Raw genomic sequence first — 23,249 nt, 5'->3', positions numbered from 1 at the left:
CCCTCTACATCTGTGAAGATAGTGATACTTTACCATTCTCAACTAGGAATATTCTGTCTGCAATTATATTTAATGTTTCACTATCGTGACTCGCAACTAATATAGTTGTACCTTTAGACTTTAAATCTAATAAGATTTTAGTTATATCCTGAATTCCATTTTCATCTAAAGCGTTTGTTGGCTCATCTAAAATTAATAACTTAGGGCTCTCCATAATTGCTTGTGCTATACCCAATCTTTGCTTCATTCCAAGTGAATATTTTTTTACTTTTCTTGTATCTTCTGGATTTAATCCTACGAGCTCCATTGTTTCACGAATTATATTATCCGTTATTTTATTTTGAATAGAAGCTAATAGTTTTAAGTTTTTAAATCCTGTATAGTCTGGAATGAATCCCGGATATTCAATGATAATGCCTGTATTTTCAGGAAACGGATGATCAATACCAATTATTTTTCTATCTATTAATATTTCACCACTATCTATTTTCATCAATCCTAATAAAGCTCTAAAAAGCATTGTTTTACCTGAACCATTTCTCCCTTTAAAACCATAAATTTTCCCCTTTTCTAATTCGAAATGAACATCATTTAAAATAATATTGCCTTTTAGCACTTTAGAAACATGTTTAGCCTCAATGTAAATCATCAGAAGTATCCTTTCTATTAACAAATTCAAATGTTTTCCCTATCCAATAACCACTTATCCATAGAAAAAAAGCGCACAAAAGAAAATAGAATATAGAATATAGAAAATGTTCATTATTAACGTAAAATAAATTCTTACGGATTAACATACTATCAAACGGATTATATATAACCGGCATAAATATAGTCATGGTAATAATCACTATAATCACTATATATGAAATAATACTTTTTAATTTAGTAGACACAATTAAATAAACCCAAACTAATAAGGAAGATGTTATTAGTTGTAAAGTAAAGCTTTTTATAATAAAAATGGTTTCTTTAAAATAATTATAAATTGTAGGATTGACCTTCTCTGTATATATTCCCCAGTCAAATTGATAAGAACAAAAAATGCCTCCCCAGAAGAACACGGCAATATAAAATAATAAAGTTATACAAATAGTTAATATACATGTACTAATAAATTTGCTAAACAATACTTGATACCTAGACACTTTCCTCGTTAAAAGATACGGTGTCTGTTGTATAAAATCAGCTCTTACATACGTACCTAATATAAAACAATAAGATAATTGTAATATAAGCCATGTTACAGGAAGCTGAAATCGCCCCATTTCAACTTCTTTAAAAGATATTCCTTTTAGCAGTTCATACAAGACATCAAGAATTGTTATAGCATTTGAAGGAAGTTCTCTATACTGGGCTGATTGCTTTAATAAAAATACTTCTCCCACCACCAACACACTATAAACAATAAATGATATTATAAATCTTAATTTCATACTATGACTGCTTAATATTAAATCCCTTTTTACCAATTTATAAAAAACACTATTTTTCATCGTAATTAATCACTTCCGTTATATAAGTCCATCCGATGTAAACAAATATTCAATATAGCAAATAAAATACTAATAATCCCTAACATAAAAGCTAATTTCAGCAAGGTTATATCTATTAGAAACCAGTCCTTTTCTTGAAAAATCAAACCTTTTGACCAAAATAAAGAAAAATTATATTTTTTTTCTGATAATTGATCTATCGTAATAAGAAAGTAAATAGTAAAAATACAAATAGCTTTATGTTTAACGAAAAATACTAGTATTTGTGCAAAAATACATATTGCTACAGTTACTAACCATAACGATACTATAAAATATATAATTACTAACCAATTTGAAGATGGAAGCAACCAAATCACTATTTTCTCTTTTACAATTAAAAAATTTATTCCTACAATTAACAGGTAGATACTTGAATATATAATTGCTAGACTTACAATTTTTCTGATTAAATGAAAACAATATGATTGACGAGTTTTATGTCTAAAATACACATAAACATTTTTATCTGTATAATTAAATGAATAGAAAAACAGAAGCAATAATGGAAGATAACTAAATAATATTATTTTCATATCCCTTGAAGTACTAAGAAGTGAAAACAAAGAATCATTAGATAAAAAGTAAAATGATCTAATGAGGTGAATCGACACACCTACTATAAGAAATAAAATATTAATCACAAATAACCTTCGTTTTTGAAACAACTCTAATAAATACATTTTCAAAAGGCTATAAAATAACATGGCGTTTTACTCCTCTTAAAAATAAAAGTATCGATAAAATAAAAATCCCTACCAACACTAAAATAGAAACAATGATATCGGCTCCATGATATATATGAAATTCAGATAAGAAATAGATAGGAGCAAGGGGCGTTGAATAAAATAAATTGATTATCATTAAAAAAAGTTGTAATAAAAAAGCACTTAATAAAGTTATAAAAGTATGCTTGGCATAAAAGGACATACTAAGAGAAAACAAAGCAAATGCTCCTCCATAAACAAAAGCAATAACTGTATATAAAATCATATGAATAAAAGGGTGAGTGAAATAAATGTTAATAAAAAAGGTTGATCGCTCGTACATCCCTATATTAGAATTTAAAACTTCATCAGGAGTTATATTTGGAAGAAACATAAATGATAAAAAAATGTTTAAAATCAATGGAATAATAACAACAAAGCCCCCGATAAGAAAGGTTTTACTAAACAGCTTAAGAAAATACATTTTATAATTACTTCGTATAATTACAAACAAAAAAGATCCATTTTTTTTATCTTCCTGAAAGAGTGATGAACTAGGTAAACTTGCAATCACTGGAAGTATAAAGAAAAATAAAAAGGAAGGTGTTACAATACTATTAATTCCCATCCAAGTTGTATATGGAGTGAAGATAACATCCCTTTTATCGGTTAGTGGAATTACATAATATAATATATATATACAAGATAAGGCTATTCCTAACATAAGTGAAAAATAAAAATTCTTATTACTCATTCTTTCGTTAAAGTAAGTACCCATGTTTCACCTCTTAAAAATTCAAATATACTCCTCGTAACACTTAAAATATGTAATGTTACGAGGAAAGGCTTACAAGAATATAAAATATTATATTTATATATAATTATTTACGGATACTATCTGGACTCCAAACACCTGTCGCTGTGCCCTCAGCCCATCTTCTAGTATCAATTTTAACCTTGATACCAGAATTAAATTTCTCAACTGCCAAATTGTATAAGAATTCTTCTTGACCATCACGCATTATGTACGTATGACCATCAGAAACATCTGTACCATCTTTTAATGCAGCCCAGGCATTGAAATATCCATCTAATCCTGACATGTCGTCTACCCTCATATAATAAGCTGTTTTATTATATTTAGGTCGAGATGGCGTTTCATCATTAGGACTGTAAACACGATATACATTTGACCAGTCGCTGTTTTCATGATTAGATTTTGCTGCTGCTGATGCTGCAAAGCTTGATAAGGCTATTCCTGCTGTTAAAGTCAGAATCGCTATTTTTTTTCATTTATTCTCCTCCTATTTTTTTACTTGTAAGCCCTTAAAAAATATAACACACCATTTAAAGTTTAATATATAGATTTTATAATATTAATATTTCTTTAATGTTAACTATAACTTTTTAACAAATATCTTGTAAAACATATCATTACACAAAGCTTTTCAACTAATAACAACTGTTTTATATCTAGATATTAAATAAAAATAAGCTATTTACAAAAAGTTAAAGTATAGTTACTTCAATTGCACTACAAGCAAAAGAATTATTTAATAACTCAAGTGAAAAGATAGTTTTAGATGAGTTTGATCAAAGTATGTATACAAATTTTTGGACGGAATATGAAGATGTGCTAAATAAGTATAAATAAAAAAGCACTGTAACCAGTGCTTTTTTATTTATAGATTATGAGATTGTAGCATTTTCAAAAATAACAATTTCTGAGCTGTTTGTTGTTGAAACGCGTTGTGCGTAATATGTTAAAGCTGAAGAAATATATGTTGGTAATGAATCATTTGTATGTGTTGTTGTATATTCATGGATTAATTCTTTCAAAGTCGTCCATTCTAATTGTGCTGGGTGATCAGACACGAAAGAACTTACCCAGCGATCAAATGAAGATGAAAAATCAGTTTGTAAACGAAATGCTTCTTTCATAATAAAACGCTCCCTTAAAATGTAGTATAACCATTTTAACATAAAACACGAACGGTTACTAAGTTTTTTGAGTATAATGTTCGTGTTATATAGTTGTCTAGATGATTGGTTATGTAAATTCGATTTGCCATTTGAAATAACATTCCGTAAGATGAAAGGTAGATTATATAAAGAGCTGGAGGAAAGAAAGTGGAATTTGTATTTTTAGGAACTGGTGCAGGTGTTCCTTCGAAAGGAAGGAACGTTTCGGCAATTGCTTTGCAATTGTTAGAAGAACGAGGACAGACTTGGTTATTTGATTGTGGCGAGGCGACGCAACATCAAATATTACATACATCAGTACGCCCACGCCGCATTGAAAAAATATTTATTACGCATTTACATGGTGATCATATTTTTGGATTGCCAGGTTTATTAGGAAGCCGTTCGTTTCAAGGAGGGACTACACCTTTAACTGTGTATGGACCAAAAGGAATTAAACAATTTATTGAAGTGGCATTATCAGTAAGTACCACACATGTAAAATATCCACTTGAAATTGTGGAGATAACAGAAGAAGGTACTGTATTTGAAGATAATGAATTTCACGTGGAAACGAAAAGATTGTCACATGGTATTGAATGTTTTGGGTATCGTATTGTAGAGAAAGATATACAAGGTGCTCTTTTAGTCGATAAATTGCTGGAGATGGGTGTGAAACCCGGTCCACTTTTTAAACGTTTAAAAGATGGAGAAATAGTTGAATTAGAAGATGGTACGATACTAAATGGAAAAGATTTTATTGGTTCGCCTCAAAAGGGAAGAATTATTACCATTTTAGGTGATACAAGGTATTGTGAAGCGAGTAGAGAGCTGGCACAAGACGCTGACGTACTTGTTCATGAGGCAACTTTTGCAGCAGAAGATGAACAACAAGCGTATGATTATTTTCATTCCACATCTAAGCAAGCTGCGAGTATTGCACTTCAGGCAAATGCAAAACGATTAATATTGACTCATATTAGTTCTCGTTATCAAGGGGATACATATAAGGAATTATGGAAAGAGGCAAGAGAGCTATTTTCTAATACAGAAATAGCTACGGACTTGAAAATATTTCCGGTAGAAAGATAATAATGGTGTGAAAAAATGGTGACGAAAGGTTGCCATTTTTTTATTTCTAAAAAAAATTTAAAATAAAACTGTTATCATTTTATGTTTATATTGGATGAAACAGAAAGTTTTAATGATGTGAAGAGATAGGATAAAAATACATAGTACCGATTGTTTAGAAAAACTGTTATATAAGTCAGACGACATACGAGTGGTACAAATAGCAAAAACAGATCGTTATTCAGAACTTTTAAAATTCATTAAAAGTAAGCGTTTTATTAAAAACGAGCTATAATGAGGGCAGATCAAAATTTATTGTAGGCTACATGCGTTTTAGGCATTTGTCGTAATAAGTGAAGTTGACTAAATTGTGAGAGAGCAACATGGAATTTATAATAGGAAAGATATTACTATTATTTATATGAAGTCTTTTTTACTTTTTAGCCTTAAAGCACGAAAAGGTATGAAAGCAATGGGCGTTTCACTTGTTATGCTATCCTTGTAAGGGGTTCTGTGTTAAACTTTGGATTGCTACAAGACTTTATTGTGGATTAGCTTATATTATTTTTAAATGAAGGTAATGCTAAGTTTCTTATTTATTATGATAATTGGTATTATTTCAGGATATATTGTTTCACTGTTATTCAAAAACTATCCAATTCGTATAGCGGAACAAATTCGTCGTACAACTGGAAAAGCAACCGATTCGGTAGCTTAATAGAATAGTAAAAAATTTTTGCATAGAGGTTTAGGGGGAGTTATGATGAAGTATCGCTCAGTATTTGATATTATTGGTCCAGTTATGATTGGTCCATCAAGTTCACATACAGCAGGCGCAGCAAGAATGGGGCAAGTTGCTCGCCAGCTGTTTCGTCATGAACCAGAAAGAGTAAGCATTTCATTATATGGATCATTTGCAAAGACGTATCGAGGGCATGGTACGGATGTAGCATTGATCGGTGGAATATTAGGGTTTGAAACAGATGACTTACGTATTCCAGAGGCGCTAGACATAGCAAAAGAGCGCAAAATCGAAGTAGAATTCATTGAAGAAGATGCAAATGCACCTCACCCAAATACAGCGAGAATTCGTTTGTATAAAGGTGAAGAAGAAATTGAAGTTGTTGCTTGCTCAATTGGTGGCGGTAAAATTGAAGTTGTAGAATTAAACGGATTCGATCTTCAATTAACAGGCACGAGTCCAGCACTACTTATTGTAAATAACGATCGCTTCGGTGCTATTGCAGCAGTAGCTTCAATCCTTGCGAAACATGAAATTAACATTAGTACAATGAGTGTTTCTCGTAAAGAAAAAGGAAGAAGAGCGCTTATGGTTATCGAAACAGATGAATTATTAGCAGATGAAGTGATTGAAGAAATAAACGCGCAACAAAATATTTGTCAAGTAACTATTATGGAATAATTGCAGGGGGGACACACCATGTTTCGGAACGCAACGGAACTAGTGGCGCAAGCTAAAGAACAAAATGTAAAGATCGCAGAAATTATGATTCAATGTGAAATGAAAACAAGAAATATTTCACGTGAAGAAGTAATTGCTGGTATGGAAAAGAACTTAGTCGTGATGGAGCAAGCGGTAGAACGTGGTATTCGCGGAGTAAAATCACCAACTGGTTTAACTGGCGGAGATGCTGTAAAAGTTCAGGCGTATATGAATAGCGGAAAAGGCTTATCTGGAGATACGATTTTGGACGCGGTGAGTAAAGCTGTTGCAACAAATGAAGTAAACGCAGCGATGGGAATTATTTGTGCAACACCAACAGCAGGGTCTGCTGGAACAGTGCCAGGTGTACTGTTTGCACTGCAAGAAAAATTACAGCCGACACGCGAAGAGATGATCGAATTTTTATTTACAGCAGGAGCTTTCGGTATGGTTGTTGCGAATAATGCTTGTATTTCCGGCGCGGCAGGAGGTTGCCAAGCTGAAGTAGGTTCAGCAAGTGGAATGGCAGCAGCAGCAGCAGTTGAGATGGCTGGTGGAACACAAGATCAAGCAGCTACAGCGATGGCGATTTCATTAAAGAATATGCTTGGTTTAGTATGTGATCCTGTTGCAGGGCTTGTAGAAGTACCTTGTGTAAAACGTAATGCAGCAGGAGCTGCGAATGCGATGATTTCAGCTGATTTAGCATTAGCTGGCGTAACGAGTACAATTCCATGTGATGAAGTGATTGAGGCGATGTTTAGAATCGGACAAACGATGCCAGTAGCACTTCGTGAAACAGCTGAAGGTGGACTTGCAGCAACACCAACTGGTCGCCGTCTGCAAGAAGAGATTTTTGGGAAGACTAATAACTAAACAATATATGTTAATAAAAAAATGGAGCTCAAGTAAGATTGAGCTCCATTTGTTATTTTTCTTTTGTTAGTTGTTCTAATGTTTTCCCAAGATTATGTGATCGTTGTGTAGCCTGTGTAATACAAGAAATAAGTGCTTGTTGAAATTTATGTTCTTGTAATACTTCAATGCCTGCTTCGGTCGTTCCACCAGGAGAAGTAATTTCCTTTCGCAAAACAGAAGGGTGTTTTTCACTTGCTTTTAGCATTTCAGCAGCACCAATCATCGTCTGAAGAATAAGTGACTTTGCAACATCTTCTTTTAAACCAATTGTTTTTGCGGCTTCTTCCATCGCTTCCACTACGTAATAAATATAAGCAGGCCCACTTCCAGATAATGCAGTGACAGCATGCATATCTTCTTCCTCTACAACAGAGACGAGACCGATTGTTTCAAATAAAGCTATGGCAGTCTGAATATGTTCCGCTGTTGCATGTTTTGAAGGCGAGATAGCAGTAGCTGATTTTAAAATAGCTGCAGATGTATTTGGCATCGCACGAATAATCGGAACATCTTTTTGAAGCAGGTTTCTAATCGAGTGAGTAGAAACACCTGCTAATAAGGAAATAATAAGCAGGTTATTATGTATATCTTCTTTAAAAGGAGTAAGTGCTTCTGCAACATCCTTTGGTTTCATTGCTAGAAAAAGAATAGTTGTATCAGTAAGTAGCTCTTTTTTATTATGCGTACCTTTAACGCCATATTTTTTATGTAGCTCCTGCAATCTTGTCTCGTTAGAACGATTACTTACGGTAATTTGTTCGCCTTTCACAACATTTGCATGTAACAAGCCACCAATAATAGCTTCAGCAATAGAGCCTGCACCGAGAAAGGAAATGTTTTGAATAGACATGATGTTCCTCCTTTAAATTTGGTTAGAAATTCTTATAAATGTACATACATTCGTTTTTTTATAGGAAACACCTCTTTTTATCTGAAAATAATGACAAATATATATAGAAGTTGTAAACTGAAGAAGTATTCATTTTTGAACCGGAAAGAGACAGGGGGGCTAAGCATGACGGCGATTCACCGAATGGAGATTCCTGTGCCATTTGCAGTTGAAACTGTGAATGTGTTTTTAGTTGAGGGGGAGACATTAACATTAATTGATACAGGGACGAATACAGAAGAGGCAAGAAGTGCGTTAGAAAGGCAATTAGGTACATTAGGATATGCGATAGAAGATATTAAAACAGTAGTCATTACGCATCATCATGCGGATCATTGTGGGCTTTTAAATATATTTTCTGAGAAAACGAACATTATTGGACATCCTTGGAATGAGCCTTGGATCACGCAAAATCCAGAATTTTTAAAGTGGTATCATGAGTTTTTTAGAGAGACAGCTTTGCAATTTGGTGTTCCAGCGGCATTTTTGAAAGACGAGGCGTTATTGACGACGAAGACACTTAAATATTCTTGTAATAGATCGTTAACACATACTGTGAGAGAGGGAGATCGTATTGATTCTTTACCTGGGTTTACAGTAATCGAAACACCAGGTCATGCTTCCACTCATATTTCATTATATAGAGAATCTGATGGAATATTAATTGGCGGGGATGCTCTCATTAGTCATATTTCTTCGAATCCCATATTAGAACCACCATATGAAGGACAAACAGAAAGGGCGCGCCCGTTATTACAATATAATCAGACGTTAAAGCGTTTAAGTGAAATGAATATTTCGCGCATTTTATCAGGACATGGAGAAGATGTTCTAAATGTGAAACAACTTATTGAAACGAGATTACAAAAGCAAGAAACACGTGCGTTTAAAGTGCTTGAGTTATTAAAGGAAAAACCAATGACAGCATTTGAAATATGTGTAAAACTATTTCCGGTATTATATAAGGAGCAATTGCCGCTTACTATTTCAGAAACTGTTGGACAATTAGACTTTTTAGCATATAATCAACAAGTGATGATTGATGAATCTTCGCAACAATTGATTTATTATGCAAAGTAGGTGACAGCAATGACGGGACGTTTACAAGATAAAGTAATCGTCATTACAGGTGCTTCTAGTGGAATTGGAGAGCAAGTTGCAATGCAAGTTGCAGAGCAGGGGGCGACTCCAGTATTAATGGCTAGAACAGAAGAGAAATTAAAAGCGTTAGCAGAGAAAATTAAAGAAACTTATAATACGCCTTGCTATTATTATGTATTAGATGTAAGTGAAGAGACGGAAGTACAATCTGTTTTTTCAAAGGTATTACAAGAAGTGGGACGTATTGATATATTAGTAAACAATGCGGGATTTGGTATTTTTAAAACATTTGAAGATGCATCAATGGATGAAGTGAAAGATATGTTCCAAGTAAATGTATTTGGATTAGTAGCTTGTACGAAAGCGGTACTACCCCATATGGTGAAAAGGAACGAAGGACATATTATTAATATTGCTTCACTTGCTGGGAAAATTGCAACTCCGAAATCGAGTGCGTATGCAGCGACGAAACATGCCGTATTAGGATTTACGAATAGTTTACGCATGGAGTTGTCTAGTACAAATATTTTCGTAACAGCGATTAATCCAGGTCCGATAGATACAAACTTTTTTGAAATAGCGGATCAATCCGGTACATATGTGAAAAATATGGGACGGTACATGTTAAAACCAACATATGTAGCAGAGCAGATCGTAAAATCGATGCAAACGAAAAGGCGTGAAGTAAACTTACCGAAGTGGATGGGCATTGGTCCGAAATTGTATGCTCTATTCCCAGGTTTATTTGAGCGTGTTGCAGGTAAATCATTAAGTAAAAAATAGGAGATTTCCATATGGAAATCTCCTATTTTTTTATTTTCCAGTCACATAATCGTAAACGATATCCTCCACTGCCTCGTATACATCAATTTCAGTATTTGAATGAATTATCGTTTGAATATGTTTAATTAGCATTTCCTGATCCTCATTTGAAATAGGATTACATTGATATTGTTGAAAACTTTTTATGATCATTTTCTCAATTAATTTCTCATTCATGTTTTTCCCCGCCTGTATGTATACATGTATTGTTTTCCCCGGTATTAACGGGCAGTAAAACTCCCACCTTAAAATTCGGCTAGAGCAAAGAAGTTAGGTGGGAGATCGACTGCCCCTAAACGCCCGATTGGTGTGGGCTAATAATCAGTGGGGATGAACAAAAACCCACTGATTATAGTTTCACTTTATTGTACTTGAAGTGAAATAAAAAAACTACTATACGCTATTTGTGCATAAAAATTCGGTTGTGTATATTGTTTTCCTAGTAAAATTAAGTTTTTTAAGTTTATAAAATTTATAAATATTTAATTGACTATATAAATATACAATATTATAATCATACTTAATTTAAAGAATCGATATGAGGAGGAGCATATGAAAGTCGCAATTATTGGAGCAACTGGGTATGGAGGTATTGAGTTAATTCGGTTAATAGAGCAACATCCATATTTTTCGATAGCCTCTCTCCATTCTTTTTCGCAAGTTGGCGAGTGTATAACAAATGTATATCCGCATTTTCAAAATGTTCTTGTCCATACGTTACAAGAAATTGATGCGGAGGAAATAAAGAAGAAAGCAGAAATTGTATTTCTAGCAACCCCAGCAGGAGTGTCGGCAGAGTTAACTCCAAAATTATTAGCAGTAGGTTTAAAAATAATTGACCTATCTGGAGACTTTCGTATGAAAGATCCTTCGACATATGAACAGTGGTATAAAAGGGTAGCTGCAAAAGAAAAAGTTCTTAAGGAAGCTGTATATGGGTTAAGTGAATGGAAAAGGTCCGAGATTCAAAATGCAAATTTAATTGCAAATCCAGGATGTTTTGCTACAGCCGCATTATTAGCGATATTGCCGTTAGTACGTAGTGGCATGATTGAAGAAGATTCCATTATTATTGATGCAAAATCAGGAGTATCTGGAGCGGGCAAAACGCCAACAACAATGACTCACTTTCCTGAGTTATACGATAACTTGCACATTTATAAAGTAAATGAGCATCAACACATTCCTGAGATTGAGCAAATGCTTGCAGAGTGGAATAGGGAAACGAAGCCAATCACGTTTAGTACACATTTAATACCGATATCACGGGGGATTATGGTTACACTTTATGCGAAAGTAAAACGAGAAATGGAAATAGAACAACTTCAAAAATTATATGAAGAAACATATGAACAATCGGCTTTTATTCGAATTCGCATGCAAGGAGAGTTTCCAAGTCCGAAAGAAGTGAGGGGCTCAAATTATTGTGATATGGGGATAGCTTACGATGAAAGAACAGGAAGAGTGACAGTCGTTTCTGTTATAGACAATATGATGAAAGGTGCGGCTGGGCAAGCGATTCAAAATGCAAACATAGTAGCGGGACTAGAAGAAACAACAGGTTTACAACATATGCCGCTTTATCTATAAGGGGGACAGGATGATTAAAGTAGAGTCTATAACAAAATTAGAAAATGGTTCAATTGTAACGCCAAAAGGCTTTTCGGCAATCGGTACTGCAAATGGTTTGAAAAAAGAAAAAAAGGATTTAGGTGTAATCATTTGTGAAGTGCCAGCATCATGCGCCGCTGTTTATACAACGAATCAAATACAAGCAGCCCCGCTGCAAGTAACGAAAGACAGTATAGCAGCTGAGGGGAAATTACAAGCGATTGTCGTCAATAGTGGAAATGCAAATGCTTGTACAGGAATGAAAGGCTTACAAGATGCTTACGAGATACGTGCATTAGGGGCCGAACATTTTGGAGTGAAAGAAAATTACGTTGCAGTAGCTTCAACAGGTGTAATTGGTGTTCCTTTACCGATGGATATAATCCGAAAGGGAGTTGCAAATCTTATCCCGACGAAGGAAGTAAGTGAAGCTCATTCTTTTTCTGAAGCGATTTTAACGACGGATCTTATAACGAAAGAAACGTGCTATGAGATGATGATTGATGGGAAGAAAGTGACGATTGCTGGTGTTGCGAAAGGTTCAGGGATGATTCACCCAAATATGGCAACGATGCTAAGTTTTATTACGACAGATGCTCATATAGAGCATGACGTATTGCAAACAGCACTATCACAAATAACGAATCATACATTTAATCAAATTACGGTGGATGGAGATACTTCTACGAATGATATGGTCATCGTTATGGCAAGCGGATTATCAGAAACGAAACCAATCAATATGGAACATGCAGATTGGGAAACTTTCGTATTTGCTTTACAGAAGGTATGTGAAGATTTAGCGAAAAAAATTGCACAAGATGGTGAAGGTGCTACGAAGTTAATAGAAGTAAATGTGCTAGGAGCTCGAACGAATGAAGAGGCAAAGAAAATTGCAAAGCAAATAGTCGGTTCGAGTCTTGTGAAAACAGCAATACATGGTGAAGACCCAAATTGGGGGCGAATTATTAGCAGTATGGGACAAAGTGAAGTAGCGATTCATCCGGATACAATTGATATTACTCTACAATCTATCGCTGTGTTAAAAAATAGTGAGCCTCAAATGTTTTCTGAAGAGGAAATGAAAAGGAAATTAAAAGAACATGAAATTGTGATGGATGTGTATTTACATTTAGGAGAAGAGACCGGATCAGCTTGGGGCTGTGACTTGAGTTATGAATATGTGAAAATAAACGCTTGTTATCGTACATAAGGAGAGGGAAGATGAGCGATTATATTGTAGTGAAATGCGGCGGTAGTATGTTGGATCAATTAAATGATGTGTTTTTTGATTGTATAAAGAAATTGCAACAGAAGTATAAAGTAGTGATTGTCCATGGTGGCGGCCCAGAAATTGATGCGCAATTAAAAGATTGTAACATCAAAGTAGAAAAAAGAGATGGGTTACGAGTAACACCAAAGGAAGTTATGGATATTGTTCAAATGGTGCTATGTGGAAGTACGAATAAAAGATTTGTAATGAAGTTGCAAAGGCATAATTTACTTGCGGTAGGTTGTTCAGGGTGTGACGGCAATTTACTTCAAGTTCAACCTGTCAGCGAAGAAATAGGATATGTGGGAGAAGTAAGTTATGTCGAAACAGCCTTACTAAAAGGATTGATAACTTTGAATTATATTCCTGTCATTGCTCCAATCGGGATAAATGATAATGAGATTTATAACATAAATGCGGATACAGCTGCAGCTGGAATTGCAGCCGCTTTATCCGCAAAAGAACTCATCTTTATTACGGATGTAGATGGAATATTACATGAAGGAAAGTTAGTAAAGAAAACGGATGAAATTGAAATTGTTACTTTAATAGAAAAAGGAGTTATTACAGGCGGGATGATTCCGAAGGTACAGGCGGCACTAGCGTCATTAAAAATGGGAGTGCAGAAGATAAGTATTGTGAACGGTACAAAAGATTTTACTGAAGTTACGGGAGAGTGTATCGGAACGACGGTAACGAAAGGAGTAAGTATCGTATGACAAGTCATCTTTTTCAAACGTATGGGAGAAGAAATATTGAGCTTGTAAAGGGAAGTGGAACGAAAGTTATTGATAAAAATGGTAAGCAATATTTAGATTTCACATCAGGAATTGGCGTATGTAATTTAGGACATTGTCACCCTACTGTTATGAAAGCTGTCCAAGAGCAACTTAATGATTTATGGCATATATCTAACCTGTTTATAAACAGCTTACAAGAAGAAGTCGCGTCATTATTAACAGAAAATATAGCATTAGATTCTGTTTTTTTCTGTAATAGCGGGGCAGAGGCGAATGAAGCTGCGTTGAAGCTAGCTCGTAAGCATACTGGAAAATCTCTCGTCGTAACATGCCAGCAGTCTTTTCACGGTAGAACATTCGCAACGATGAGTGCGACGGGTCAAAATAAAGTGAAAGAAGGGTTTGGTCCGCTCCTTCCGTCTTTTTTACATACCCCTTTTAACGACGTGAAGGCGTTAGAGGAAGTAATGAATGAAGAAGTCGCGGCGGTAATGGTAGAAGTTGTTCAAGGAGAGGGAGGAGTCATACCTGCTAATCTATCTTTTTTGAAAGCAATTGAAACATTATGCAATAAATTCGGTTCCTTATTTATTATTGACGAAGTACAAACAGGAATTGGAAGAACAGGGACATTATTTGCTTATGAACAAATGGGAATACATCCTCATATCGTTACTACCGCTAAGGCGCTTGGAAATGGCATTCCGGTTGGAGCGATGATTGGCAGGAAAGAACTTGGAACATCGTTTACTGCAGGATCACACGGTTCAACGTTTGGTGGAAATTATATTGCAATGGCTGCAGCGAAAGAAGTATTGCAAGTAAGTAAGAATCCATCATTTTTAAAAGAGGTAAAGGAAAAGGGCGAGTACGTATTACAGAAGTTGCGAGAGGAATTACGACATGTTGAATGTATTCAAAATATACGTGGTAAGGGGCTTATGATTGGAATTGAATGTACGCATGAAGTTGCAAGTTTTATAGAACAACTAGAAAAAGAGGGACTTCTCGTATTACAAGCAGGATCTAATGTGATAAGACTATTACCACCACTTATTGTAACGAATGAAGAGTTAGAACAGGCAGTATATATGATAAAAAAAGTAGTTTGTACAAAAAACGTATCAATCATATAAGGGGGAAGTTTCATGTCAACTGTACAAGTACCAAAATTAAATACGAAAGATCTTTTAACATTAGAAGAACTGACGCAAGAAGAAATCATTTCTTTAATTGAGTTCGCTATATATTTAAAAAAGAATAAGCAGGAGCCTTTATTACAAGGCAAAATATTAGGGCTTATCTTTGATAAACATTCAACTCGTACTCGCGTATCTTTTGAAGCAGGAATGGTACAGCTTGGGGGACATGGCATGTTTTTAAGTGGGAAAGAGATGCAAATCGGAAGAGGAGAAACCGTTTCAGATACTGCGAAAGTATTATCTCATTATATTGACGGGATCATGATACGTACATTCTCACATGCGGATGTAGAAGAGCTTGCAAAAGAATCGAGTATTCCTGTTATTAACGGTTTAACGGATGATCATCATCCTTGTCAAGCGTTGGCAGATTTAATGACAATATATGAAGAAACAAATACATTTAAAGGAATAAAATTGGCTTATGTAGGTGACGGAAATAACGTATGTCATTCATTGTTGTTAGCGAGTGCAAAAGTCGGAATGCATATGACTGTTGCAACGCCTGTAGGGTATGAACCGAATGAAGAGATTGTAAAAAAAGCGTTAGCGATTGCCAAGGAAACAGGAGCTGAAATTGAAATTTTGCATAACGCTGAATTAGCAGTGAGTAAAGCAGATTTCATTTATACTGACGTTTGGATGAGCATGGGGCAAGAGGGAGAAGAAGAGAAATATACTTTATTTCAACCATATCAAATCAATAACAAACTTGTTAAGCATGCGAAGCAAACATATCGTTTCTTACACTGTTTACCTGCCCATCGTGAAGAAGAAGTAACAGGAGAAATTATAGATGGACCACAGTCTATTGTCTTTGAGCAAGCTGGTAATCGATTGCATGCGCAAAAAGCATTATTAGTAAGTTTATTTAAAAATGTAGAAGAGCTTTCCTAAATGATGTGCACCCCAATTGTTAAGCACGAATAACAATTGGAGGTGTGCTTTTTAGATTGAAATGTCGTATGTATATTTGGTTAACTATCTCTATATCATTTATAATAAAAAGAGTAAACTAAATTTGTTTTTCATATCATGTAAGGACATACTAGATAGAAAAAATATAGTTAAAGAGATGATGAATTTGAAAACAACTAAGAAAACATATTCGTTTTTTCAGCGGATGTGGAGAATATTAAAGTTTCAATATTATAAGTTGCTTCGATCGCCAGAAGGCGCGAAGAAAGTATCGTTAGGTTTTGCTATAGGATTTGGTTTAGAAATGTTAGTCATTTATACGGCATCGCTCGTATATGTAATATTTTATCCAATCGTTCGATTAGCAAGGGGATCTTTTCCTGCTGCGGTTATTGGCAATATTATTGGGAAAATATCGTTTCTACCGATATTTTTATTTCCATTTGCTTATGCGTTAGGAAAAATGATATATCCATTTCATGTACAAAAAATACATCATGAACCATTTACGATATCTGACTTGTTTTCGAGTCATATTTTTACGATATTAAAGGGGTTAGTGCAGAGTGAAGTGTATGTATTAATTGGAATGACGATTTTAGGAGTGGTGCTTGGGGGAATTTCATATTTCGTTGTGCATTATTTATATGAAAAGAACCGTAAGTTACGTTTGAAGAATAGAAAGAAACGAGTGAGAGAACCACTCATGCAAATATAAAGAGTGTCACATTCATTTTCTCCTTTGAATATGTTTAAGAAAAAGGGGGAGAGAATGAATGTATTATTATTACGTACCGCAAGTATATCCATATGTAAATTATCATCCGGTTTATGATATGAATAGACAATACGAATTATATCGACAACAACAATTACAGCAATTGCCACAAATACCATCACAACAGCCTACGCAAGATCAAAAACCATATTTAACGACATGGCCGTATTCAAATGTATACTATGGTAATTATTACGAATCATAAAGCTGCTTCTATTTAGAAGCAGCTTTATGCGTTTGTTTTCAAAATTAAATTTTGAATGGTTTGAAGAGAATGGATGAGCTTCTCACGCTCTTCCTCAGATAATGTTTGGAAATTTTCTTTTAATTTGTCTAAAATGAATTGTTGATACTGATTTACTAACAATTTCCCTTCAGCTGTTAGGGAAATTAAAATGACCCGTCGATCTTTTTCGCTATAATGACGCTCTATTAGTTCTTCTTGAATCAGTTTGTTTAATAGAGGTGTCATGTTAGGCCGTGAAATCGCTAGCCGCTTGCCGATTTCGGAAACTGCTAATGTGCCATTTTCATGCAGAAGCAGTAATACTTGTGTATGTGATGGCGGCATATGTCTTTGAGAAGAAAATTCTCCAGGAAGCATAAATTTGCGATAAAAAAGAGGCACTAGCGAAAGAAGATGATCAACAATACGTTCCCACTCGCGTGATTCCATATAAAGGCCCCCTTCCACTCTCATTGTAACAAAAAAGACATGTTATAAAAATAGAATTGTTTCATGGAAACTTTAATATTTGTAGGCTAACACTTTTTTTGTAAATGAATCGGCAATAATCGTATAGCCTTTATCATTTGGGTGTACTTGGTCAAAGAGTAATTCTTTTTTATCATTCGATATTAATTTACGAATTGGTAAAACGATAGATGGTTGATTTGCTTTTGAAATGGAATAAACGGATTCATTCCAGCCATCTAAAAACATATCTGCATAACTGGCGATGGAGTCATCGAGTTGTAACGGGTTATAGAGTTCAGAAAGAATGAGTAAAGCATCCGGATTTTGATCTCGAACTGTCTTTACAATATTTTTTATATCCGCTTCAAAATGAGCTTTTTCTTTATTTAACATTTTAATACCATCTATAACACCGACATCACGATTTAAACGGAATAAATTATTTCCTCCAATATTAATTGTAATGATATTTGCTGCTCTAATTTTTTGCTTTACATCTTCTGATTGCACTTTTTTAGCGAGACGATCTGTTGTAAGACCGTTTATTCCAAGGTTTTCTACCGTAATTGGTTTATGAATTTGTGCTTCTAATTGTCTAGAAGCTAATTCAGCAAATCCCCCTTGTGTCGATCCATATCCTTTGGCGAGCGAATCACCTAGTACGAGATGATAAAAGGAATCGTTTGTTTGCTTATCAATCCAACTTGGAGTAGATGTTTTTTCTATGTTTTCTTCGGGTTCATTTTGTTTTGTCTCATCGTTCTTTTCAAAATAAGAATAAGAAATGATTAGAAGGAGGAGACAAACAATTGTTAAGATGACTTTTTTCATATATTCATCCTCCTTGTAATTGGTAATTGTATCATATTCAGCAGTATTAACAATGTAAGGGCATATTATATGTTTATGAAAAGTTTACAATAACTTTACAGAAAATTTGTAGAAGTATGTCAAAAAATATTGACGATATGAAAGTACATTATATATGATAATGTCAGATAAGGTGAAATTTTAATGAGTAGTGCTTTATTTCCAACTAAGTAAAGTTTCACTAATCGGGCGTTTAAGGGGACTCCTCATTAGCGCAGGATGAAATGAAAATCTTGTCTCTAATAGAAGAAAAAAGGTATGTGGTTAGAGGCAAATAGAGGTTTATTTCATTATTTTGGGTAATTGTATAAGGGGGATTTTTTGTGAAAAAGTCAAAAAAAATGCTAGCTGGAGCAACTCTTGCTATTGGTGTAATAGCACCACAAGTGTTGCCAACAACAGCTCATGCGGATGAGAACAATGGGGAGAGTACGGTTAACTTACGAATTCTAGAAACATCAGATATTCACGTTAACTTAATGAATTACGATTATTATCAAACGAAAACAGATAATAAAGTAGGTCTCGTGCAAACGGCAACACTTGTTAATAAAGCACGTGAAGAAGCGAAGAACTCTGTCCTATTTGATGATGGGGATGCATTACAAGGGACACCGCTTGGAGATTATGTAGCGAATAAAATAAATGATCCGAAGAAGCCTGTGGATCCTAGTTATACACATCCATTATATCGTGTAATGAATTTAATGAAGTATGACGTCATCTCTCTTGGGAATCATGAATTTAACTACGGTTTAGACTATTTAAACAAAGTAATTAGTAAAACAGAGTTCCCGGTTATTAACTCGAACGTCTATAAGGACGATAAAGATAATAATGAAGAGAACGACCAAAACTACTTTAAACCATATCATGTTTTTGAAAAAGAAGTAGAAGATGAATCAGGTCAAAAGCAAAAAGTGAAAATTGGCGTAATGGGATTTGTTCCACCTCAAGTTATGAACTGGGATAAAGCGAATTTAGAAGGAAAAGTGAAAGCGAAAGATATAGTTGAAACAGCGAAGAAAATGGTGCCAAAAATGAAAGCAGAAGGTGCAGATGTTATCGTTGCACTAGCGCATTCCGGTGTTGATAAGAGTGGATACAACGTTGGCATGGAAAACGCGTCGTATTATTTAACAGAGGTTCCTGGTGTAGATGCAGTATTAATGGGACATTCACATACTGAAATGAAGGATGTATTTAATGGTGTTCCAGTTGTAATGCCTGGTGTCTTTGGAAGTAACCTAGGTATTATTGATATGCAATTGAAAAAGGTAAACGGAAAATGGGAAATACAAAAAGAGCAATCGAAGCCGCAACTTCGTCCGATTGCTGATAGTAAAGGGAACCCATTAGTAAAATCTGATCAAGAATTAGTTAATGAAATTAAAGATGATCATCAAGCGACAATTGATTATGTGAATACAGCTGTAGGAAAAACGACAGCGCCAATTAATAGTTATTTCTCATTAGTACAAGATGATCCTTCTGTACAACTTGTAACAAATGCGCAGAAATGGTATGTAGAAAAGTTATTTGCTGAAAATGGACAGTACAGCAAATATAAAGGAATTCCAGTTTTATCTGCAGGAGCACCATTTAAAGCAGGTGGCCGAAACGGTGCTACATATTATACGGATATTCCAGCTGGAACGTTAGCGATTAAAAACGTGGCAGATTTATATGTATATCCAAATACGTTATATGCTGTAAAAGTAAATGGGGCACAAGTGAAAGAATGGCTTGAAATGTCTGCAGGTCAGTTTAATCAAATTGATCCAAAGAAAACAGAAGAACAGCCGTTAGTAAATATAGGCTATCCTACATATAACTTCGATATTTTAGATGGCTTAAAATACGAAATTGATGTAACACAACCAACGAAATACGATAAAGATGGAAAAGTTGTAAATGCAAATACGAATCGTATTATAAATATGACATATGAAGGTAAGCCAGTAGCTGACAATCAAGAGTTCATCGTCGCTACAAATAACTATCGCGGAAGTAGCCAAACGTTCCCAGGTGTAAGTAAAGGAGAAGTTGTATACCAATCACAAGATGAAACACGTCAAATCATTGTGAAGTATATGCAAGAAACACCAGTTATTGATCCAGCAGCAGATAAAAATTGGACGTTTAAACCGATTGTTGCAGATAAATTACACACAACATTCGATTCTTCACCAAATGCACAAAAGTATATAAAGAAAGATGGGAAAATATCATATGTTGGACCATCTGAAAATGAATTTGCTAAATATGCAATTGATATAACGAAGAAGAACGATGATGATAAGGAAACTGGTGGAGAGAATCCAACGACACCGCCAACAGGTGAAGGGAATAATGGAGGAAATCCAACGACACCACCAACAGGTGAAGGCAGTAATGGAGGAAATCCAACGACACCACCAACAGCTGAAGGCAGTAATGGAGAAAATCCAACGACACCACCAACAAATGAAGGTAATAATGGAAATAATGCAGGATCTGGACAAACTACAACGGATAATCAAAACTCAAAAGAAACAATAACTGTAAGTGAAAATAAAGAAGAACGTGATTTACCGAAAACAGGTACAAGTGTTGCTTCTACAATTGGAGCAGGTTTGGCGTTTGTTGGAGCGGGATTACTTCTGTTATTTAGAAGAAAGAAAGCAAATAAATAGTCGAGAAATATAAAAAAGGATTACCGATTTAGGTAATCCTTTTTAGTATATTATGAAATTGGTACTGCTTTTTCTTTCTTCCATGAAAGACCAAATCCAGTGAAACCAACAATAATTGTTAAGACTGGGCAAGCTAAACAGAAAATTGCGTATGGAAGGTAATCGAATGTTGGAACGCTAAGGACGTTTGTTAAGAATACGCCACTTACACCCCATGGTACGAGCGGGTTAATAACTGTACCTGCATCTTCTAATACGCGTGATAAATTACGACGCTCTAAACCAACTTCATCGTATTTAGTAGCAAATGCTTGTCCTGTTAAAACGATTGATAAGTACTGCTCACCAAGTAAGAAGTTTACACCAATTGCAGTTGAAGCAGTAGAAATAATTAAGCGTGTGCTATTTTTTACGAAGCTAGAGATGATATTCATGAGCTGCGTGATAATACCCATTCCTTGTAATAATCCTCCCATACAAAGTGCTAGGAAAATAAGCGCAATCGACATCATCATGCTTTGTAGACCACCGCGAGATAGTAAGCTATCAATATCTTTAATACCAGTTTTAGAAACGTAGCCGTCTTGCATAATTTTCATTAAATCAGCTAAAGAAGTGCTAGGTTTAAAAATAAAGAGAATAATAATTCCTACCACAATTCCTGCAAGCAATGTTGGAACAGCTGGAACTTTTTTAAATGCGAATAGGAACAGTAATAAAATTGGAATAAGTGTAACGATAGAAATCGTTGCATTTTTCTCTAATGTGCTAATAAATTTTGTGAAGTCAACGTCTCCACTCGTACCGCTTCCTAAAATGAAAAATGCGATAAAAGCAATAATGAAAGCTGGAACTGTTGTCCAAAGCATGTTACGAATATGCTCAAATAAATCTACACCCGTTACAGCAGGAGCTAAGTTTGTTGTATCAGATAAAGGAGACATTTTATCTCCAAAGAATGCGCCAGAAATAATTGCACCAGCGATTAGAGCCGGATCGTATCCGAGAGCACTACCCATACCCATAAAGGCAAGTCCTACAGTTGCGGCAGTTGTAAAGGCGCTACCTATACTTGTTCCAACAATTGCACAAACTACAAAAACAGTTGGAACGAAAATTTTAGGAGATACAATCTGGAAGCCGTATACCATTAAAGTTGGAATTGTTCCAGCAGCGATCCAAACACTAATTAATACGCCTACCAGTAAGAAAATAAAAATAGATGGAATACCAGCTGAAATACTACTGATCATCCCTTTTTCCATAGTAGACCAAGAGATTTTTTTCATAAATCCAAATGCTAATAAAAGAACGATACCAAATAAAATTGGGATGTGTGGTGAAACTTCTAATTGGATAACACTAAAGCCAATACAGAAAAAGATAAATAATGTTAAAAGAACAGATTCAATTTTTGAAACCATTGTTTTTCCCTCCTAAGTAATCTAAAATAGCTCTTTTTTATATAAAATTCGCCAATATTGTATATTTCCTTCTAAAATTTAGAATTTTGTGACAAATTACCGGTAATTGTTGATCCTTCAATATGATACGGAAATGATTGGATAAAAAAACGTCCCTGCATATAATTATGCAGGGACGAAGAAATCGCGGTACCACCCTAGCTTGTGAAATGAATGTATCACAAAATAAAGGGTCGTATGATATGCGCTAATAAAATAAAAACGCCCCTGCAATATATGCAGGGACGAAAAATTCGCGGTACCACCCTAAATTGTGAAACAGTTTCGTTTCACCACTCTTTAGATATAACGGTCTATAACCGTCTTTCACTACTCCTTACGTTTCGCAAAAGAAGCTCCAGGGGGTAATTCATAATTCGCTCTGTACTGGTTCGCACCGACCACCAGCTCTCTGAAATCAGAAATCGAAATACTACTAAATCCTATCAATGCCGATTCATATGATGTTAGTTAAATTTTTATCACATTTTCATCTTATATGTCAATAAAAATGTTCAATATTTTTTTAGGGAAATAAAGGTTAAATGTTTTTAATGTTCTAAATTTGTACGT

The 23,249-nt window shown here is 34.7% G+C and carries 24 protein-coding genes, 1 pseudogene and 1 other annotated feature; of the genes and pseudogenes, 15 read left to right on the top strand and 10 right to left on the bottom strand.

From position 1 onward, the window contains the following. Positions 1–4 precede the first annotated feature (4 nt). The 4 genes from NHG49_RS21065 to NHG49_RS21050 form a co-directional block, all read right to left on the bottom strand. Complete coding sequence (locus NHG49_RS21065) at positions 5–649, bottom strand: ATP-binding cassette domain-containing protein (RefSeq protein ID WP_222654863.1); 645 nt, start codon at positions 647–649, stop codon at positions 5–7. After that, positions 636–1,496 carry a hypothetical protein gene (locus tag NHG49_RS21060; RefSeq protein ID WP_098102723.1) on the bottom strand — a complete coding sequence of 287 codons (861 nt, stop codon included), beginning with the start codon at positions 1,494–1,496 and terminating at the stop codon, positions 636–638. The genes NHG49_RS21065 and NHG49_RS21060 overlap by 14 nt, the downstream gene beginning before the upstream one ends. A gap of 732 nt (positions 1,497–2,228) precedes the next feature. Next, positions 2,229–3,020: a hypothetical protein gene (locus NHG49_RS21055; protein ID WP_064474850.1), complete on the bottom strand. Its 792-nt coding sequence runs from the start codon at positions 3,018–3,020 to the stop codon at positions 2,229–2,231. Between the two features lie 103 nt (positions 3,021–3,123). Then, positions 3,124–3,360, bottom strand: a complete 237-nt coding sequence (locus tag NHG49_RS21050) for a hypothetical protein (RefSeq protein ID WP_240368243.1) — start codon at positions 3,358–3,360, stop codon at positions 3,124–3,126. Between the two features lie 401 nt (positions 3,361–3,761). Between NHG49_RS21050 and NHG49_RS31490 the strand changes: the two are divergent. Next, positions 3,762–3,896: pseudogene (locus NHG49_RS31490) on the top strand (DNA polymerase IV); the annotation flags it as partial. 35 nt (positions 3,897–3,931) lie between these two features. Here NHG49_RS31490 and NHG49_RS21045 read toward each other — a convergent pair. Next, positions 3,932–4,183 (bottom strand): DUF3932 family protein, encoded by a 252-nt coding sequence (locus NHG49_RS21045; protein WP_000656495.1) that lies wholly within the window; start codon positions 4,181–4,183, stop codon positions 3,932–3,934. 189 nt (positions 4,184–4,372) lie between these two features. Here NHG49_RS21045 and rnz point away from each other — a divergent pair, with 189 nt between their 5' ends. The 4 genes from rnz (at position 4,373) to sdaAA (ending at position 7,595) form a co-directional block, all read left to right on the top strand. Beyond that, a complete protein-coding gene (rnz, locus tag NHG49_RS21040; protein ID WP_098102725.1) occupies positions 4,373–5,296 on the top strand; it encodes a ribonuclease Z in 924 nt (307 codons plus the stop codon). A gap of 559 nt (positions 5,297–5,855) precedes the next feature. Beyond that, positions 5,856–5,993 carry a hypothetical protein gene (locus tag NHG49_RS21035; RefSeq protein WP_170968780.1) on the top strand — a complete coding sequence of 46 codons (138 nt, stop codon included), beginning with the start codon at positions 5,856–5,858 and terminating at the stop codon, positions 5,991–5,993. Positions 5,994–6,038: 45 nt separating this feature from the next. Then, a complete protein-coding gene (gene sdaAB / locus NHG49_RS21030) occupies positions 6,039–6,698 on the top strand; it encodes an L-serine ammonia-lyase, iron-sulfur-dependent subunit beta (RefSeq protein ID WP_000877441.1) in 660 nt (219 codons plus the stop codon). An 18-nt stretch (positions 6,699–6,716) separates the two neighbouring features. Beyond that, on the top strand, positions 6,717–7,595 hold the full coding sequence (gene sdaAA, locus NHG49_RS21025; RefSeq protein ID WP_064474853.1) for an L-serine ammonia-lyase, iron-sulfur-dependent, subunit alpha: 879 nt from the start codon (positions 6,717–6,719) through the stop codon (positions 7,593–7,595). Between the two features lie 52 nt (positions 7,596–7,647). Here sdaAA and proI read toward each other — a convergent pair whose 3' ends face one another. Beyond that, positions 7,648–8,487, bottom strand: a complete 840-nt coding sequence (gene proI, locus NHG49_RS21020; RefSeq protein ID WP_000027261.1) for a pyrroline-5-carboxylate reductase ProI — start codon at positions 8,485–8,487, stop codon at positions 7,648–7,650. Between the two features lie 165 nt (positions 8,488–8,652). On the opposite strand from proI, the gene NHG49_RS21015 reads away from it, so the two are divergent. Together NHG49_RS21015 and NHG49_RS21010 are read left to right on the top strand one after the other, a co-directional pair. Beyond that, a complete protein-coding gene (locus NHG49_RS21015; RefSeq protein ID WP_098110691.1) occupies positions 8,653–9,606 on the top strand; it encodes an MBL fold metallo-hydrolase in 954 nt (317 codons plus the stop codon). A 9-nt stretch (positions 9,607–9,615) separates the two neighbouring features. After that, the gene (locus NHG49_RS21010) at positions 9,616–10,410 is read left to right on the top strand and encodes an SDR family oxidoreductase (protein WP_098110690.1); all 795 of its coding nucleotides are present in this window, start codon (positions 9,616–9,618) and stop codon (positions 10,408–10,410) included. 30 nt (positions 10,411–10,440) lie between these two features. On the opposite strand, the gene NHG49_RS21005 is transcribed toward NHG49_RS21010, so the two are convergent. Beyond that, complete coding sequence (locus NHG49_RS21005; protein WP_064474856.1) at positions 10,441–10,626, bottom strand: YqzH family protein; 186 nt, start codon at positions 10,624–10,626, stop codon at positions 10,441–10,443. 375 nt (positions 10,627–11,001) lie between these two features. Between NHG49_RS21005 and argC the strand changes: the two genes are divergently transcribed. From argC to NHG49_RS20970, 7 genes are all read left to right on the top strand, one after another. Beyond that, positions 11,002–12,039 carry an N-acetyl-gamma-glutamyl-phosphate reductase gene (gene argC / locus NHG49_RS21000; RefSeq protein WP_064474857.1) on the top strand — a complete coding sequence of 346 codons (1,038 nt, stop codon included), beginning with the start codon at positions 11,002–11,004 and terminating at the stop codon, positions 12,037–12,039. Between the two features lie 10 nt (positions 12,040–12,049). Then, positions 12,050–13,273 (top strand): bifunctional glutamate N-acetyltransferase/amino-acid acetyltransferase ArgJ, encoded by a 1,224-nt coding sequence (gene argJ / locus NHG49_RS20995; RefSeq protein ID WP_098110689.1) that lies wholly within the window; start codon positions 12,050–12,052, stop codon positions 13,271–13,273. Between the two features lie 11 nt (positions 13,274–13,284). Next, a complete protein-coding gene (argB, locus tag NHG49_RS20990) occupies positions 13,285–14,052 on the top strand; it encodes an acetylglutamate kinase (RefSeq protein ID WP_088047202.1) in 768 nt (255 codons plus the stop codon). After that, positions 14,049–15,209 (top strand): acetylornithine transaminase, encoded by a 1,161-nt coding sequence (locus tag NHG49_RS20985; RefSeq protein ID WP_064474860.1) that lies wholly within the window; start codon positions 14,049–14,051, stop codon positions 15,207–15,209. The genes argB and NHG49_RS20985 overlap by 4 nt, the downstream gene beginning before the upstream one ends. 12 nt (positions 15,210–15,221) lie before the next feature. Further along, on the top strand, positions 15,222–16,172 hold the full coding sequence (gene argF, locus NHG49_RS20980) for an ornithine carbamoyltransferase (protein WP_064474861.1): 951 nt from the start codon (positions 15,222–15,224) through the stop codon (positions 16,170–16,172). A gap of 178 nt (positions 16,173–16,350) precedes the next feature. Further along, positions 16,351–16,911, top strand: a complete 561-nt coding sequence (locus NHG49_RS20975; protein WP_064475084.1) for a DUF2062 domain-containing protein — start codon at positions 16,351–16,353, stop codon at positions 16,909–16,911. 58 nt (positions 16,912–16,969) lie between these two features. Next, the gene (locus NHG49_RS20970; RefSeq protein ID WP_060632192.1) at positions 16,970–17,176 is read left to right on the top strand and encodes a hypothetical protein; all 207 of its coding nucleotides are present in this window, start codon (positions 16,970–16,972) and stop codon (positions 17,174–17,176) included. A 24-nt stretch (positions 17,177–17,200) separates the two neighbouring features. Here the strand turns inward: NHG49_RS20970 and NHG49_RS20965 are convergent, their stop codons facing one another. Together NHG49_RS20965 and NHG49_RS20960 are read right to left on the bottom strand one after the other, a co-directional pair. Continuing rightward, a complete protein-coding gene (locus tag NHG49_RS20965; RefSeq protein ID WP_000445817.1) occupies positions 17,201–17,647 on the bottom strand; it encodes a MarR family winged helix-turn-helix transcriptional regulator in 447 nt (148 codons plus the stop codon). Between the two features lie 72 nt (positions 17,648–17,719). Further along, positions 17,720–18,499: a GDSL-type esterase/lipase family protein gene (locus NHG49_RS20960; protein ID WP_088047203.1), complete on the bottom strand. Its 780-nt coding sequence runs from the start codon at positions 18,497–18,499 to the stop codon at positions 17,720–17,722. A 362-nt stretch (positions 18,500–18,861) separates the two neighbouring features. Between NHG49_RS20960 and cpdB the strand changes: the two genes are divergently transcribed. After that, a complete protein-coding gene (gene cpdB, locus NHG49_RS20955) occupies positions 18,862–21,213 on the top strand; it encodes a bifunctional 2',3'-cyclic-nucleotide 2'-phosphodiesterase/3'-nucleotidase (protein WP_064474863.1) in 2,352 nt (783 codons plus the stop codon). 50 nt (positions 21,214–21,263) lie between these two features. Here the strand turns inward: cpdB and nhaC are convergent, their stop codons facing one another. Continuing rightward, entirely contained in the window at positions 21,264–22,637 is a 1,374-nt protein-coding gene (nhaC, locus tag NHG49_RS20950; protein WP_088047205.1) for a Na+/H+ antiporter NhaC, read from the bottom strand. Positions 22,638–22,914: 277 nt separating this feature from the next. Then, positions 22,915–23,135 (bottom strand) — a binding site (T-box leader). Positions 23,136–23,249 lie beyond the last annotated feature (114 nt).

Origin of the sequence: Bacillus sp. IBL03825 (genome assembly GCF_024712505.1) — a bacterium.
Lineage (GTDB): Bacteria > Bacillota > Bacilli > Bacillales > Bacillaceae_G > Bacillus_A > Bacillus_A wiedmannii.
This window is presented reverse-complemented; position numbering and strand designations above follow the sequence as displayed.